General features: G+C 59.9%; 20 protein-coding genes. 9 read left to right on the top strand and 11 right to left on the bottom strand.

Annotated features, from left to right (window positions below; genetic code table 11):
* The first annotated feature begins 32 nt into the window (after nucleotides 1–32).
* Complete coding sequence (locus C437_RS13380; RefSeq protein WP_004517500.1) at nucleotides 33–245, top strand: hypothetical protein; 213 nt, start codon at nucleotides 33–35, stop codon at nucleotides 243–245.
* 63 nt (nucleotides 246–308) lie between these two features.
* Entirely contained in the window at nucleotides 309–572 is a 264-nt protein-coding gene (locus tag C437_RS13385) for an MTH865 family protein (RefSeq protein WP_004517501.1), read from the top strand.
* 105 nt (nucleotides 573–677) lie between these two features.
* On the opposite strand, the gene C437_RS13390 is transcribed toward C437_RS13385, so the two are convergent.
* Complete coding sequence (locus C437_RS13390; protein ID WP_004517502.1) at nucleotides 678–875, bottom strand: heavy-metal-associated domain-containing protein; 198 nt, start codon at nucleotides 873–875, stop codon at nucleotides 678–680.
* 557 nt (nucleotides 876–1,432) lie between these two features.
* Here C437_RS13390 and C437_RS13395 point away from each other — a divergent pair.
* Nucleotides 1,433–3,331: a methyl-accepting chemotaxis protein gene (locus C437_RS13395; protein ID WP_170832143.1), complete on the top strand. Its 1,899-nt coding sequence runs from the start codon at nucleotides 1,433–1,435 to the stop codon at nucleotides 3,329–3,331.
* A 73-nt stretch (nucleotides 3,332–3,404) separates the two neighbouring features.
* On the opposite strand, the gene C437_RS13400 is transcribed toward C437_RS13395, so the two are convergent.
* Nucleotides 3,405–3,839 carry a universal stress protein gene (locus C437_RS13400; RefSeq protein ID WP_049919802.1) on the bottom strand — a complete coding sequence of 145 codons (435 nt, stop codon included), beginning with the start codon at nucleotides 3,837–3,839 and terminating at the stop codon, nucleotides 3,405–3,407.
* Nucleotides 3,840–3,958: 119 nt separating this feature from the next.
* Nucleotides 3,959–5,314 carry a sulfatase-like hydrolase/transferase gene (locus C437_RS13405; RefSeq protein ID WP_004517505.1) on the bottom strand — a complete coding sequence of 452 codons (1,356 nt, stop codon included), beginning with the start codon at nucleotides 5,312–5,314 and terminating at the stop codon, nucleotides 3,959–3,961.
* A gap of 164 nt (nucleotides 5,315–5,478) precedes the next feature.
* Between C437_RS13405 and C437_RS13410 the strand changes: the two genes are divergently transcribed.
* Nucleotides 5,479–5,877: a ribbon-helix-helix domain-containing protein gene (locus C437_RS13410; RefSeq protein WP_004517506.1), complete on the top strand. Its 399-nt coding sequence runs from the start codon at nucleotides 5,479–5,481 to the stop codon at nucleotides 5,875–5,877.
* A gap of 58 nt (nucleotides 5,878–5,935) precedes the next feature.
* Here the strand turns inward: C437_RS13410 and C437_RS13415 are convergent, their stop codons facing one another.
* Nucleotides 5,936–7,009, bottom strand: coding sequence for an NAD(P)/FAD-dependent oxidoreductase (locus tag C437_RS13415; RefSeq protein ID WP_004517507.1), 1,074 nt, complete (start codon nucleotides 7,007–7,009; stop codon nucleotides 5,936–5,938).
* 119 nt (nucleotides 7,010–7,128) lie between these two features.
* On the bottom strand, nucleotides 7,129–7,803 hold the full coding sequence (locus C437_RS13420) for a ribonuclease HI family protein (protein ID WP_004517508.1): 675 nt from the start codon (nucleotides 7,801–7,803) through the stop codon (nucleotides 7,129–7,131).
* An 85-nt stretch (nucleotides 7,804–7,888) separates the two neighbouring features.
* Here C437_RS13420 and C437_RS13425 point away from each other — a divergent pair, with 85 nt between their 5' ends.
* The 4 genes from C437_RS13425 to C437_RS13440 all read left to right on the top strand — a co-directional run bounded on the left by C437_RS13425 (nucleotide 7,889) and on the right by C437_RS13440 (nucleotide 11,227).
* A complete protein-coding gene (locus tag C437_RS13425) occupies nucleotides 7,889–8,989 on the top strand; it encodes a hypothetical protein (protein ID WP_004517509.1) in 1,101 nt (366 codons plus the stop codon).
* Between the two features lie 124 nt (nucleotides 8,990–9,113).
* A complete protein-coding gene (locus C437_RS13430) occupies nucleotides 9,114–9,440 on the top strand; it encodes a hypothetical protein (RefSeq protein ID WP_004517510.1) in 327 nt (108 codons plus the stop codon).
* Nucleotides 9,441–9,547: 107 nt separating this feature from the next.
* On the top strand, nucleotides 9,548–9,877 hold the full coding sequence (locus C437_RS13435; protein WP_004517511.1) for a hypothetical protein: 330 nt from the start codon (nucleotides 9,548–9,550) through the stop codon (nucleotides 9,875–9,877).
* A gap of 141 nt (nucleotides 9,878–10,018) precedes the next feature.
* Nucleotides 10,019–11,227 (top strand): PQQ-dependent sugar dehydrogenase, encoded by a 1,209-nt coding sequence (locus C437_RS13440; protein WP_004517512.1) that lies wholly within the window; start codon nucleotides 10,019–10,021, stop codon nucleotides 11,225–11,227.
* Between the two features lie 30 nt (nucleotides 11,228–11,257).
* On the opposite strand, the gene C437_RS13445 is transcribed toward C437_RS13440, so the two are convergent.
* From C437_RS13445 to C437_RS13460, 4 genes are all read right to left on the bottom strand, one after another.
* Nucleotides 11,258–12,031, bottom strand: a complete 774-nt coding sequence (locus C437_RS13445) for a sugar phosphate isomerase/epimerase family protein (RefSeq protein ID WP_004517513.1) — start codon at nucleotides 12,029–12,031, stop codon at nucleotides 11,258–11,260.
* Nucleotides 12,032–12,126: 95 nt separating this feature from the next.
* Entirely contained in the window at nucleotides 12,127–12,408 is a 282-nt protein-coding gene (locus tag C437_RS13450; protein WP_004517514.1) for a hypothetical protein, read from the bottom strand.
* Between the two features lie 130 nt (nucleotides 12,409–12,538).
* Nucleotides 12,539–12,985: a reverse transcriptase-like protein gene (locus C437_RS13455; RefSeq protein WP_004517515.1), complete on the bottom strand. Its 447-nt coding sequence runs from the start codon at nucleotides 12,983–12,985 to the stop codon at nucleotides 12,539–12,541.
* Between the two features lie 255 nt (nucleotides 12,986–13,240).
* The gene (locus C437_RS13460; RefSeq protein WP_004517516.1) at nucleotides 13,241–13,420 is read right to left on the bottom strand and encodes a hypothetical protein; all 180 of its coding nucleotides are present in this window, start codon (nucleotides 13,418–13,420) and stop codon (nucleotides 13,241–13,243) included.
* Between the two features lie 180 nt (nucleotides 13,421–13,600).
* Here C437_RS13460 and C437_RS20660 point away from each other — a divergent pair, with 180 nt between their 5' ends.
* Nucleotides 13,601–13,777, top strand: coding sequence for a hypothetical protein (locus tag C437_RS20660; RefSeq protein WP_004517517.1), 177 nt, complete (start codon nucleotides 13,601–13,603; stop codon nucleotides 13,775–13,777).
* 108 nt (nucleotides 13,778–13,885) lie between these two features.
* On the opposite strand, the gene C437_RS13465 is transcribed toward C437_RS20660, so the two are convergent.
* Nucleotides 13,886–14,584 carry an SDR family NAD(P)-dependent oxidoreductase gene (locus tag C437_RS13465; RefSeq protein WP_079992072.1) on the bottom strand — a complete coding sequence of 233 codons (699 nt, stop codon included), beginning with the start codon at nucleotides 14,582–14,584 and terminating at the stop codon, nucleotides 13,886–13,888.
* A gap of 305 nt (nucleotides 14,585–14,889) precedes the next feature.
* The gene (locus C437_RS20975) at nucleotides 14,890–15,333 is read right to left on the bottom strand and encodes a hypothetical protein (RefSeq protein WP_004517519.1); all 444 of its coding nucleotides are present in this window, start codon (nucleotides 15,331–15,333) and stop codon (nucleotides 14,890–14,892) included.
* Nucleotides 15,334–15,481: the final 148 nt, after the last annotated feature.

Raw genomic sequence — 15,481 nt, forward strand, 5'->3', positions numbered from 1 at the left:
AAGCTTAGTAAATCGTTCCTGATAGCGTTTCTATGGCCGAAACGACACTCGCCACGATGGATGAATTACTGGAGGGCGCATTAGATGACGTGGACGACCCTGAAGTCCGATACAAACTCAGAAGTGCGCGACAGCTTCTCCAAGTCGTCCAACAGCGACAGGATCTCATCGATGAAGCCATCGACACTGCCGTTGAAGATGAGGAGATACTGCAAAACCTCCGCGACCTCGGCTATACTGAGTAATACGACACTGGCTGTCTGCTGACACAGAACAAGTCTTTTGCCGCTCTCAACCAAGTGTCTGGCATGACAGCAGATACTGCTGAGCAGCTCAGATCGGAGTTAGAGACGGTTTTCACGAACGCAGAGTACCCCATTGAAGAACCGATGGAACTGGTGCCAGTCCTGCCAGACGGCCCAAGTACGACATTTGAGGCAGGTGACGTACGCGTCGGGGTGATGGACTTCGGCGCAGAGTACGCCGACTATCAGGAGTACCCGTACGAGACGGCGGAGGCTCTCATCGACGACCTGATGACCGGGTTCCGGGAGGAAGGACTGTTCGACTAAGCGGGACTTTCCTCACACCACTTAACTGCGTGGTGGGTATTCGCAACTCGACAGTGGCAACGGCGCAGTACCAACAACTATGAGAGTATTTTCGATGACGCCGTTTCAGGCCTTTGGCTCGTACCCCGCGTCCTCCACAGCGGTGACGAGTTGCTCGATGCTGATGTCGCCGTCGACAGCCACCTGTTCGGCGTCTCTGTCGGCTTCAGCGTCTTGCACCCCAGCGAGCGCTTCGATGGCCTCCTCGACGGCCTGTTCACAGTGACCACAACTCATTCCGCCAACAGCCAACGTCGTGGACATAGCGATTCTGACGAAGACTGCATGGGACTTCTCGGTTACGAATTAACTAGCAAAAAGCCAGTACATTGTCTCACAAAAATACAAATATTATACATTAGAACCATATATTGCAATCAGGTTTTCATCAATCTGCTGCCGGGTTTAGTCCAGAAGATAATTTGTTCGAGTGCGGTGGCATATGGGACAGCTTGTGCTGTCACTGAAAGCCACAACTACCTATTATCCGTCTGGTAATGGTGCTCGGAGGGTCTGGGACCCAGCGAAACAATCAGTGACTCACCCTCGTCTGCTGATGTACCGGAATACAGAACCCCTCAGTGTGGATGACGACACTTACACTGGGTCACACACCGCCGACCCGCCTCGTTCCCGATACCTCGTTCGCTCTTTTGGTTGAAACACTGTCAGTATGTCATTTATCTGTACTACGGTGCTCAAATCGTACTGAATACTAGTGTCTATCCGTGCGCTGCCCGGTGTGAGGGCATCAAGTTTGATAATTTCATGAACAGTACTATAATTTCTGAGCGTTTTCTAAAGCCATGGCAAATCGTAACATGACAGGTGCTGGGAACATCGGAAGACAGGACACCACCACTGGTGGTGGTAGCTTCCTCTCGACCATCCCGGACGGGAGTTCAATTCCCGATGAGACGTGGCAACGCCGGCATAAATATTTCCTCATCACAGTTCTGTCACATATCCCGTTTCTGTTAGTGTTAGGGCTCGTTGAGACAGCACAGAGTCCGATTATCGGCGCAACCATCCCCGCTGTACCGACCGGACGGGTGCTCCTTCAGATCGGAATCATCGCTGGGTTTGCCTTCGCCGCCGCTCTTCCGCAACTCAGCCGTCGAGTGCGAACCGTGCTATCGGTCACAGCACTCGCCTTTTGTACCGGCACGCTCGTGCACTTCAGCGGTGGGTACATCGAGGCACACTTCCACTTCTTCATCGCAATCGGGATTGCCGCGGTCTATGAAGACTGGATTCCGTTCGGCATTGGCATCGCGTACGTCGTCGTGAGTCACATTATCTTCGGGATCATCGACCCCACGTCGGTGTACAACCACACGGCAGCGCAACTGAATCCAATCGCCTGGGGCGCTGTTCACGGTGGTTTCGCCGCAATGCTAGCTATCTCACTGACGATTCACCTGAGTTCCATCGAGAGGTCCCGACAAAAGGCACAGACGGAGATTGAGCGCGCTCGTAAACGCGCGAACAAGATCGATAACCTCGAAGAGGAGCGGGCTGAAATCGAACAGCAGCGCGAAGAAGCACAACGCCTCAGAGACGAGGCTGAGCAGGAGCGTGAAGAGGTCGCTGCGCTCAACAGCCACCTCGAACTGAAAGCCCAGACGTACAAAGACGCGATGGAGGAAATGGCAGACGGCGACTTCACAACGCGCGTTGATTCGGACAGTATGAACGACTCGATGGCTGAAATCGGCGTCGCGTTCAACGGTATGGCGGACGAACTCGAAGCGACGCTCGGCGAGATTCAGTCGTTCGCTGCTGCCGTCGATAGTCAGGTCACGGAATCGGATTCGGCACTGCAGGAAGTCGCGACAGCGAGCGACGGAGTGAGCAGTTCTATCCAACAGATTGCTGCCGGCGCTGACGAACAGCGGGGAATGGTCGAGGAGGCAAGCGCCGAGGTCTCGAACTTTTCAGCGGCGGTCGAGGAGATCGCGGCGTCGGCTGATGAAGTCGCACAGACGTCCGCCGAGACCGCTACAATCGCAACCGATGGGCAGTCACTCGCCGAAGACACGCTAACTGATGCCAAAGACGTCAAGGCGTCGATCGATGAGACCGTCAAAACAGTGACTGAACTCGACGACCAGATGACAGAGATCGCGACGATAGTGGACTTCATCTCCGACATTGCGGAACAGACGAACATGCTCGCGCTGAACGCGAACATCGAAGCGGCCCGCGCCGGGACCTCCGGGACGGGAGATGCAGGCGACGGCTTCGCCGTTGTGGCTGACGAGGTAAAGACGCTGGCCGACGAGACACAGGAGTCTGCAGGCAATATCCGAACCCGAATCGAAAACATTCAGGCCCAGACCGGCACTGTCGTCAGTCAGGTCGAACGGGCGAGTGAGCTAGTCGAAAAAGAGATCGAAGCCGTCGAGAGGGCTGTTACTGCGTTCGAGCGGGTTGCCGAGAATGCGGCGGAAACCGATACCGGTGTCCAGGAGATCAGCGACACGACTGACAGTCAGGCGGCGACCAGTGAAGGTGTTGTGTCGATGATTGACGAAGTGGCCGAGATCAGTGTTGAGTCTGCAAGTGAGACGGAATCCGTGTCCGCAACGGTCGAAGAACAAACGGCCTCTATCACCGAAGTGAGCAACCGGATGGAGTCGCTGTCTGAGCAGGCCCAACAGCTCGAAGCGCTGGTCGGGTCATTCAGCGTCGGGACCGACGCTGCTCAGTCACAGTAGCCAGAGTTCCCCACACTTCCAGTTTGCGTCTATACCGACAACTGCAGCCTGTAACCACCGACGAAACACACGCTTACTCTGACTCGGAAACGTCGACAGTGAGGACTGGAACGGACGATTTTGTGACGACCTTCTGTGCTGTGCTCCCGAGCATATTCTTTTCATATTGGTCTGCCTGCGTTCCCATCGTAATCAGGTCGATGTCGGCGTCCTCAACATATGACACAATGTGGTCCGCTGGTTTGCCTCGCTGTGTAGCTGTCGTCACTTCGATGCCTTCCTGTTCCAGTGTGTCTCGGACTGCCGACGTGGCTTCTTCGCCCTCCGCTCGTAGGTTCTCCAGTACTTCGTCCTGCATCTCATCGGCCATCGACAGGAATGCCCGGTCGTCAATGACATACAGCGCATGGACGGTGACATCCCGTCCGTCAGCAATATCGATTGTATGTTCCAGTACCTGTTTCATTGACGCACTTCCATCCGTCGGAACGAGAATATCGCTATACATCGTTCGTATAAATCAAGTTAGTACAAACATCCCTTTCGATTCTGTCCAGCGTTCCGAAATATGGCCGCCGTATCGCGAACGGGGATGCCACTGCTCGGCCCGGTCTTGTTGAAACCCATTCAAAGATAGCCGAGCCGTTCAAGCCGTGACTTGACATCGATGTCGTCGAAGCCATCGATGTCGTATTCCGCCATCTCGTCTTCTCCGGCAGCGAGTTCGGTGATGTCGAGTGTCTCACTGTGCTCTGCGGAGTCAGCGATAACGTCGGACGGCGGGCGGTCGATAGGGGTCCCGTCACTTGGCTCGGACCGCCGACCATGCACGACCGCCTCGTACTCGTCATCCCCCCACGCTGCGCGCTTGTAAACGGTGTCGCCGGGCCCGTCTTGATACACGAGCGACGCAGACTGTCGGAATCGGTCCGGTTCGTCAGTGTACTGTTCGGCGTACTCCGCCGTCTGTCCGGTCGGTGGTGCTTGGTACGCAGTTGTCTGGCCATCGGGTGCGAGGAACCACCCGGAATCGTCCTCATCGCCGTCGAAGGCGGCTAGCACGGCGTCGGGGAACCGTGCCAACGTTGCCAGCGACTCGATTCGCTGTCTATCGCTCTGCCCCGGACCGCTGACGACCAGCGGCACGTGAAACAGTTCCTCTTGGGTCCCCATCCCGTGCATGACGGCAGGTGGCTCAGTAGCCGCCTGTGGTGGTTCCCCGAACCCGTCACCGTGGTCCGATGTGATGACAACGAGCGTCTCGTCTAAAACACCGCGTGCCTCCAGAGTACCGATTACCTGTTCCAGAATGGCGTCGGTCTGTCGAATCGCCCCGTCGTACAGCGGTTCGAGCAGTTGTCCGACGCCCGCCGGAAGTTGCTCTCCGTAGACGCTCCACTCCCACTTGATCGGGAGTTCGTCGTGCATCGCCCAGTAAAAGTCCGTGCCCCACTCATCGTAGGCGTCCCGCGTCGCGTACGGCATATGCGCGTCCATCAGATTCAGGCACGCCGCCCAGGACTCCGTCTGTTCGTCGACCCACTCAGTTAGCTTATCAGCGTACCAGAAGCCGTCGACGCCGTTGCGTGTCTCGGACGGGTCGTCGACGTCTGTCGAGTCGGGCCGCTCCGTGACGACGGTCTCGAAGCTGTCACTGAGGCCGGACGGGTGCACCGTGAGATACGGGTTCTCGGTGAAGACGCCGGTCTCGTAACCCTCCCCGTCGAGGAAATCAAAGATGGTCTGTCCGGGTTCCAGCCGCTCGGTAATCCGGAGCGTATGGCCCTCAGATGGGACACCGGTGAACAGACTCGTATGGGCCGGTAGCGACCAGCTTGCGGTCGTCCGTGCCTGTGTGTACACCGTCGCCTCACGACTGAATGCTTCGAGAAAGGGTGTGGTCCTGCGTCGATGACCTAACAGCGAGGTGTTCGCCGCGCGTACGCAGTCGAGAACGACGAGTAACACGTTTGGCCGACCCATTGTCAACCTTCAGAAGGTGTCCACGGCAAAAGTATGTTCTGTAATCGCTACTTTCACCACAGCACTGGTGGGCCGTCTCGACACGTATAGGATTCACATAGACTGTCCGAATCAGGCCCCGCGTGAGTATATTTTATATGGGTCGACAGTATGGTAATAATCACGTGGTAAAATCGACGGTCCGGTTTCCCGAAGCGGTGATAGACTGCGTCGAGGAGATGGTAGCGGAGGGTGTCTTCTCGAACAAGTCCGAGTTCCAGCGGTTCGCCGTTGAGTACGTTCTTTCGGAGATTGAGGACTACGAACCCGAGATGGTTGATTTCGACGAACTCCAGAAAGAGGTCTTCCAACACCAGCCGGCTACCAACGGTCCCGAGATGTCGCCGGAGATCAACGAGAACTTCTATGAGAACGCCGCGCGCGTCCGACAGTTCGCGATTCGCGGTGACATCGAGACGGCAGAGGAGTACATCGACACTGCCTACCCCGTCACCGACCCCCGCTGTTTGCTCCTCGACGACTTACTCGAACCCTACCGACAGCGCGAAACCGCCGACGAATAGCCCTTGGGCTGATACTCGGTTGCCTCACTGTATCTTGCAGACAGTCTTTCCCGGAGCGTCAGTCGTCGTCAGCGCGGGCCTCTGGCGTCGCCTCCGAGCGTGGCCCGGCGGCGTGTCCCTCGTGTGTCAGCGCTGTTGCGAACAGCTCCGCCGAGACTGCGGGAACGTCCACGTCCTCGACCGCTCCCTCGGACTCGATTTCGTCAACTGAACGCGGGTATTTCCTGAGGTCTTTGTGGATCGCTATGCCTGCATCAGCCCCCTCACCCATCGCAATCGGGATCTGGTTGTGGCCCGGCGTGAGATCACCAACGGCGTAGACCCCGGAGACACTGGTCTCGCCGTGGTCGTCGACTGCCACCGTCCCGTCGTCGTTTCTATCGAGCCCCAGTTCATCGGCCAGTTCCGCGTGGTAGTTCGACCCCAGCATCGGGAAGCCGCCCTTGTACTCCCGAACGCTCCCGTCTTCGAACTCGTAGGCTGAGAGCCAGCCGTCGTCGTCAGTCTGCTTGCCCGACAGCTCTGTATCGATGATTTCGACCGGGTGATTGTCGAGCATCGTCTGCGTCTCGTCGCTCCACTCCGGCTCTTCACCGCGGGTCAGTATGTCCACGTCGTCGGTGTAGTTCAGCATAATCATCGCGACGTGGGCCGCGGCTTCGCCGGTGCCCATGACGAAGACCGGTTCGCCGACGAACATGAACGCGTCACAGTGGAGACACCAGTGCAGCCCCTTGCCAGTGCGCGGCAACGGCGGGTCCGGACGCTCGTCGGCGAACCCGGTCGCCAGGACGACCCGCTTGACCGCTAGTTCGTCGTCATCCGTCGTCACCGTGAATCCGTCCTCGTCCCCGTTTGCGAGTGGCTCGACCGACTCCACGAAGCCTCGCTCGTAGGTCCCGCCGTAATCCTGCACCTGCTCGCGGGCAGTTTCTAAGAACTCGTTCCCCGAAACGTCCTCAGTGACGCCGATGACGTTGTGCGTGTCGGTCATCATCGCGGCGCGGCCGCCACCGCGGTTGATGACAATCGTGTCCATCCCGAGTCGAGTGGCGTATAGCGCGCTCGTCAGCCCGGCCGGCCCACCGCCGACCACGGCCACATCGTAATCGTACTCTCCGTCAGTATACATTACCATACCGTACGTGCTCAAGCAATAAAAACAGCAGAACGGCGGGGACCTACACAGCGATCTGACGCCGGTGAGTCACGGTTTGAGTGACGCAAACGACAGGTTCGTTGGGACCTGTCTCACCCGGGACCGAGAGCTGCGATGTCGGCCCCGACTGTCGCCTGTGCATCAGCTGGGTTCGGGTCACTGTCTGCGAGATGCGTCCACTCGTGGGTCGGGAGCGTTGATAGGTGGTCAGTAATTGCGGTACTGTATGGCGTCGCTTGCACGGTGCTCTCCTTGTCCCTCCAGATATGGTTGATGACGGTCATCGAATCGATACGTATCTCGACTGTATCGGGGTCACACCGCGCAGCCAGCGCCTGCAGTCCGAGGTGGAGAGCAGCGTATTCTGCGACGTTGTTGTTCGTCCGGGAGCCGACCGGACGCCCGAGTCGGGCAATCGGTGTTTCGTCCGCCTGAATCACCGCTCCGGCACCGGCCGGGCCGTTACTGTGTGCGCTGCCGTCCACATAGAGAACTACCTGTGACACTTCAGAAGTAGCCGCGTCCTGCTGTGACGGGGGCGGGCCAGATTCCACAAGCCCGTCGATTGCAGTCCGTATTTCATCGGCGGACGTTTCCGGGTCGAATAGGCCACCGTAGCCAGCAACGGCAGCATTGATGGCATCGATAGCGGGGGTGAGTTCGTATCGATACAGGGCCAGGAGCTCGTCGACCCGCGTTGCCAGCGGCGAGAGCGTCTCCGATGGCAGCCGCTCTCTGTCACCTGCTGGCTCGTTGTGACGGTCCATCAACGAACGGTAACCGCGGCTCCCTCAAAGACACTTCGCCGCGACAGGCCCAAGACCTGCAGGAACATATAGCAACTGTCGGCTGATGACTGCGCCAACACTTCTTGTGAGCCAGTCCGGACGGCTTACTCACGGCCTGTCAGCCGTGGCTTCGGCACAGACCGATGGGCCGGTTGTGACACTCACCACTGACTGTCCGGAAGACAACCAGTACTACCTTTCACCTGCAACTATCGAAACAATCGAGCGGCGCTATCCCGACGATGATACCGCGCCTGCTACTGTTGTTGTCGATGGACAGATGCACCCGGGACAGCACGTTGACTTACGGTCTCGACTCGAACCTGTCACTGTTCGTGACGTGCGTGCCGCCGTCTGGGAGTGGCTTGGCGAAGCAAACCCCGTTGCGGCGACGTGTCTCGAACTACAGCACGCTCGAATTGCCCGCCGTGGGGCTGCCGCCGCGCAGCGCGAGGCGGCTGACCGCGGCCCGTCCGGCACAAGTGGCTCTGTCGCGGCATATGACGAACAGATACAGCAGTTGCGGGACACACTCGCGGCGCAACAGACAGCAGCCTCCCAGCGGATTCAGACCGGCTACTCGGACGTTGACGGGCGGATAGTGCTGCTTGGCCGGGTCACTGCGCCGACGACGCCTCTCTGGGCCGCCCTCACCGAGACAACTGCAACTGCTACCGCCGGCCGTCCAGCGCAGCCAACGACGGCGACGACGACGGTCGGACCACACACACTCGCCGTGACCGACACGCCCGGGATACCCGGAACTCACGGCATTCCGGACTGGCTGGGACGGGCACTCCCCGGCCTGACGGCGGCAATCGAACAGGCGACGTGTGTCCTGTGCGTCGGCGAGGGCCGTGAGAGCCTGCGTGCCGCGGTCGCCGAAGAGTTCGACGTCCGGTGTCGTGCACTGCCGTCCGACACCGAGTCTACGGCCCGTGAAACGCTCAAAGCGACGCTCGACACGTCGGAGCTTGCTATCAAACTCCCGTATAGTGACCCGGCGCATACGCTTGTTTCTGAGCTATACGAAGAAGCGACCGTGCATACGGTCGAATACGACGATGCGATCTATCTTCACGTAGCGGTGTCACAAGCCGCGAATCGTGACCTGCGACGCCGTGTCTCCGCAGTCGATGGCGACATACAGGCATACGATGGGTAGTGTGGTATCCGTGCGACACCTGTTATGCGACCCCAGCTCCGGCTCTCTCTGGTGACGAATACGATTGCCTCTCGGGCCAGACCACACGGACAGCGTTATTCTCCCGGAGAACTGTGTGTTCCACATGGGGCAGACGACGCTACACGGGGTTGATATTGCGTCGCTCCGGGAGACGTATCTGCGGAAGGTCACTGAAACCCTCCCGCAACGAGCCCGGGCGCGTGGAGACTGGCCGATCTGTCAGGACCACTGTTTCAGTCGCGTCGTCCTCGACAACGTGTTCGAAGACGAGTGGTACGACCACGTCGACGGACGGCCGGCGTACGAACATCTCTCGGTGGCAGAACTCAGACAGGCTATCGAGATCGCCGACCGAATGCTCGATGGGGAGCGTCCCACGGTCGTCGAGCTACACACTAACTCGCTGCAGTGGCGTGGGAAAACCGAGTAGCCAGTGCTGTGGGGCTCGACGGCGGCTGACGCATCGCTCGACTCGGCGACTCGAATCTGTGGATAGGAGCTGCAATAAGTCGTACTGCCGTATCGAGTAACCAACTGATGACTATCGACCGGGTCGAAGTAAGTCATACTGCTGCAGAGAAAGCAGACCGATATCTGTCCCCAGCACAACTCGAAACGGTTCTGCGGGAACACACTGGGTACGTCTGCCGACGCACGTCACCGAACCACGACAATCTCTACCCGGACAATGAATTCACACTGCGCGGTGAGTTCTATGGACTCTCGCTCGATATTGTATTCGCCGTCGAAAGCGACCGCGTCGCAGTCATCACACAGATGTCACAGCACAGTGACAGCCTGCGCGGGCAATTCTACGAGTACGTCGGAGACACCGCCGAGGACGCGATTACGCACGCCCGATTGTAGTGTGGCCACAGCGCGGTTCCGGAAGCTGGCCTCGTCAGGCTGGCAACGAGTCCGCTATCGACTGCCGACACAGTCAGTGTGGGCCGACTGCACGCAGTTGGGACCGCAGTTAACAGCACTGAGACCGTAGCCGTGGCTACGATGGACAGACGGACATTCCTCGCTGTGAGCGGACTTACGGTGGCTGGCACACTCACAGGCTGTAGTACTCCCAGTGACGACCAGCAAGGTGACGGCGCTACAGCGACGGATGCCGGACAGACTGACAGTTCAGAGACGGCTGTGGCCGTCGAAACCGTCGCTGACGGACTCGAATCGCCCTGGAGCATCACGCCGCTGCCTGCCGGTTCGCAGGTGCTGGTCACTGAGCGCGTCGGCCGCGTGGTGCTGGTCGATTCGGACGACAGCACGGTCACGCCTGTCAGTGGCGCACCGTCAGTGTACGCGAGCGGTCAGGGCGGGATGCTCGATGCGGTGCTCCATCCTGACTTTCCGGATCCGGCATGGGTCTATCTGACATATTCGAAGGCTAACGACAGCGGTGCGTCGGCCACGCATCTGGGGCGTGGTCGCCTCAACGTAACTGAGGCGCAGTTTGAGACATTCGAACAACTCCACGTTGCCGAGCCGTTCGTCGACTCTGACGGACACTTCGGCTCCCGCGTCGTCTTCGGCCCGGAGGAGTTGCTGTACATGACTGTCGGTGACCGACAGTTCAAGGATTTCGGGCCTGACCACGTCGCACAAGACAGGACAAACGAGCTCGGGACTACGCTTCGACTGACGCCCTCGGGCGGGATTCCCGAGTCGAACCCCTTCACCGACGACCCCAACGCCGTCGACTCGATCCTCAGCTACGGCCACCGCAACGCCCAGGGGATGACCGTCCACCCCGACACCGGCGCTATCTGGCAGGCCGAGTTCGGGGAACAGGACGGCGACGAAATCAACATCGTCGAACGGGGCGGTAACTACGGCTGGCCTATCGCCGACGAGGGCTGTACCTACGGCAGCGGCGACCCTATCGGCGTCAGCCACGCGGAGCGTGACGATGTCGTCGCACCGGTCTATTCGTGGGACTGCGGGTCGGGGGGATTCCCGCCCAGCGGTGCGACCTTCTACACCGGTGACGCCTTCCCGGAGTGGACTGGCGACCTGCTCGTCGGCGGACTGGCCTCACAATACCTCGCCCGGTTCACTGTCGACGGACGCACGGTCGAGGAAGCGACGCCGCTCCTCGACGGCCGCGGGTGGCGAATCCGCGATGTCGCCGTCGAACCCGGCACTGAGCACGTCCTCGCTGTAATCGACGCTCCAAGCGCACCGCTCGTTCGACTCCGTCCCGCCTGAGCGGAGAGCACGCCTTCACAATGGTATAGCCTACGCCGATTCCGGGTCGCTGGCAGCATCGTTCCCAACAGCGCTCCGGAACTTCTGGGCTGACAACGTCAGGTACTCCGGGTCGTCGGTGAACACCTCGATTGTGGCGGTGGCATCATCGACGGTGTCTGCGAGTGCAGTACCAATGGGACCGTACTCCACATCGCCGCTGCCGACTGGAATGTGCGTGTCCCCGCGGTGACGCGCCCCGTGGACGTGCAGGTGTTCAACGAGGTCGCCATACGAGTCGAGGAACTCGGCGACGCCCTCTGCTCCGGCTTCCAGATACGCGTAGCCAACATCGAGACAGATCGCGACGTCGGCTCGCGTCGCCAGGTCACCGAGGCGGTGGAGTTCGACACCACCGGCGTACCCGACTGTTTCAAAACAGACTGTAACGTCGCGCGACCGGCCGCATGCAGCTAATTCCGACATCCGATCGGTCAATCGGTCTGTTGCGTGGCCGGCGCCACGCGCGCTGGGATGGGCAACAGCCGTGTGTGCATCGAGGGATGCCGCTGTTTTTAGTACCCTGTCGAGATATGCGACCGTTTCGTCGTCGATCCGGTCTACCGGGGTAGATAACGGCTGTCTGTACGGCAGGTGGACCACCGCAGACAGATTGTGCCTGCTGAATCGCTCAGCGAGACGGTCTGTATCGATGTCAGCGAGAGGCAGTTCGCCTTCGCCGAGAGCGATTTCGGCGAAGCTAAACCTGGACGGCAATGACTCGATTCGCTCGACGTAGGGGCCAGTCGACGCACCGATGTCCATGCATCGCGTACGTGCCTCAGGCTCAAAACAACCGACATTGGCTACGTGACATCCTCCGCACCAGCTCCCCCTATATGCAAATACCAGCTAAGCAGTTACGGCTCTCGCCGCTTGGCGACTCGTCTCGTATAGACGCCGGCGACGAGCAACAGACAGACGAGCGTCAACAGCGTCACTACCTGTGGGACGTTCCCGTTACGGAACGCGGGCCAAATGAACAGGGAAATCCCGGCCGCGGCGAAGACGTGCGCACCGAGGACTATCTGTGAGAGCGAAAACGGGCCCGGGACCGGCTCTCGGTCCGTCGCAGCGGCGTTTGATACCTGCTGGTCGAGTTCAGGGTCCAGATACTCCTCGACGTTACTATCGTCTCCCATACACGTGTACACGGCTCGCTGATGCTTATCGGCTGTGCCTGCCCGTTCCAACAGACGGGTGTGTTCGAGGACTGCGCTGTCGGCTATCGGGAGGACGTGTAAACAGCGTTGCGCGTTCTGCAGCGGGGCGTTAGTCAGACAGTCGGTGTGGGCGTGCCGCGAGAGCGTGTGCACGCTGATTTTTGCCCCGCTTCACGCAGCGATACGACACCTGAGGCACATCGGCGAGGGCGTCCCGGACGATGCTCACGCGGCGACGCCGGACGGCATCACCCGGAGTGGCGTCACGGCTCGGGTCGACAGCCTGGATAACCGCTGCAGCGTCGCCCCGGACGTGGACGCTGCTGACCTCGCGGTGTGTCGCGAGCGCAGCGACAGCGCGAGCCCCGGCGACCAGCGCCCGGAACTCGACGTGGGTGCTTGAGACGAACGTCGAAAGCGAGCGCGAGCCCTCGATTAACCGTCGTCCGGCCTCGACGACGTAGCCGATAGCTGCGGCCCGCGGTGAGACGTTCGCGGGGCCGTAATGCACGCTGCCGTCGAACCTGAGAACCAGGGAGAGTCCCAGCCCGGTCATGTAATCCCTCGACTTTGCTCTGGCGACACTGGGCTGGAGAGAGACCAAGCGTCAGTCTGTAGCTCACGGCATTTCGAGCCGCCGTGAGTCGGGTCGTCAGTCGCTGTGAACGGCCTCACACTACCGTCTGTCCGTCTGTGTAGACTATCGCTACCCTGGAGTAGCGGATATCCTGCAAGAGGAACAGCCGACAGTATCGGTAGTCGTTGCGATACCCATCTCATGGTCACTGATGGTAGTTCGTAGACCGCTCCCCTACTTCGATTGCTCGCTGATGGTCTCTACGAGCTGCTTTCCGACTGACTGTGTGGTCCCGTCAGTAAGTTCGAGGATGTACATACTCCCAACGTCCTCGTAGCCATCGACCGCGAGTTCAACCGCGTCACCGTCAGTGAGGACGTGCGGGTCAGAAAACGTGACAGTGTGTCCAACCATACGTTTCAGCAAAGGGTTGAACGGTTATTACGCCTTTGTCGCTTGGCGTGAGCCGAGAGTACACAGACCCTACCACCGCTGGCCCGCTTTCACCACAGACACGGAGCCAGATGACGTGTTGGTCTGGAAGCGACTATCTCCAACCGGGCCATTTTTGCTCCTAAGCGCGCTAAAAAGTGTGTGAACCAGACTGCTATTCTCCACACTGCGTTCGGCGTCCTGCTCGTCGCTGGGTTCCTCGCTTCGGGACAGCTCCTGAGCTATGGCCTGTACGGACTGGGAGCCGTGTGTTTCATCGCCGGCATCGTCCTCGCACAGCGAGACGGCGACGGGTCAGACGCCGCTGACAGCGCCTGATACCGGCACCGGTGACACTGTAGCTGGTAGCTCGATACGACGGGTAGGTTCCGAGGCAATCCCATGCTACTGGGGTCCTCCCTCGGCTGTGCGCGGGCTGTTCCCCCGTTAGGCCTCCTGTAGACGGCCACCATCAATAGCGACGTTCTGGCCGGAAATGTAGTCGGCCGCGTCACTACAGAAGAACAGAATCGGCGCGGCGACGTCCTCGAATGTGGCCGGTCGCCCGCGCGGGAACTCCGAGACGTCGACGACGGTATTTTCGACGGCGAACGGCGACACGGCGTTGACTGTGATTCCGTCGTCCTGTGTATCGTACGCTAACGTTCGCGTGAACTGCAGGACTGCCTTCTTTGCCGCGAAATATGGGAAGTTCATCGGCACTGCCCTGTCATCTCGGGCATCCGCTACACCAAAATTGACGATGCGGCCCCACCCGCCTGCCCGCATTGACGGGAGCGCCCGTTGCGAGCAGAGATACGTCGAGTACAGACACCCCTCGACCGCGGTCTTCCACTCGTCGAGGGACAGCTCGTCCCACCGCCCCTGTGGAAGCGGCCCGACAGCGTTGACCAGGATATCGACGGTTCCCAGTTCCGATTCGCAGTCCGAGAACAGCGCATCGACGGATTCAGGCGCTGTTACGTCTCCGTGCACAGTTGCCGCCTCGACGCCGTGCTCCCGTGCGTCGGCCGCTGTCTCTGCCGCCGCTGTCTCGCTCGTCCGGTAGTGCACAGCGACATCGGCACCGGCAGCCGCCAACTCGAGAAGCACTTCGCGACCGACCCGCTTTGCGGACCCCGTCACGAGAGCGGTACGCCCGTCCAACTCAGGCTGAATTGCTACCACCCCTCAACGCACGGCTGGTGACGGCAAAAATGCGAGGGTGTATCGGTACCCGCGAACGCTGGTCGCCGCTTTGCTTGGAACATGTGTATCAGCAACGGACACGAGCAGTTCGCCGGGGTGGATTCCAGTCCGCAGTCTTACAGCAAACAGGCAGGTCGGAAGCGCTGTGTCTCACATGACGGTTATCGCAACGGTCCGTTGTCTACCGACCCCGGTGTCGGCCTGCTCCGGAAACAGTCTCCAACAATCAGTATCAGTCTCGATCAGGTGCCTTCGTCATCCGGACCGTCTCCCTCGTCACTGCTGCTGTCGTCCTCGCGTTCGGGTTCGCCGTCGGCACTGTGCTCATCTGCCGGCTCAGCCTCGCCCTCGTCCTCCACCGTATCATCGCCTTCGTCCTCTCCCGTCTCCTCGCCCTCTGCCATATCATCGCTTTCATCCTCTTGTGTATCGTCGCCTTCGGCGTCCGACGTATCGATTGTGATCGGCTCGTCACTAGGTGGCTCGTACCCGGCGCTCGCTTCCTGCGATGCGGCACCGGCGACGTATCCTGCCGTCCCACCGACGAGTCCACCGACGACAGCGCCGGGAACGCCGCCGCGCTTGAGCCCGGCAACTGTCCCGACAAAGCCGCCGACAAACGATAGCGCCGCGGGGTTCGGCTCAGTAGCTGGCGGTTCCGTGGCATCGTGCTGTTCCGATGTCATGCTGTATCTTCTGTTCTGGAGACACAAATGGTGTCGCACAGCTGGTGGACAACACTACCGCTTGGACCCGTTCACGACGCAAGCCGCCCCAGCAGTAGGTACTTTCACACGGGCTGAGAACGAGTGTTCTGCATCTGACACTGTTGGC

It is taken from the genome of Haloarcula vallismortis ATCC 29715 (assembly GCF_000337775.1).
GTDB lineage: Archaea > Halobacteriota > Halobacteria > Halobacteriales > Haloarculaceae > Haloarcula > Haloarcula vallismortis.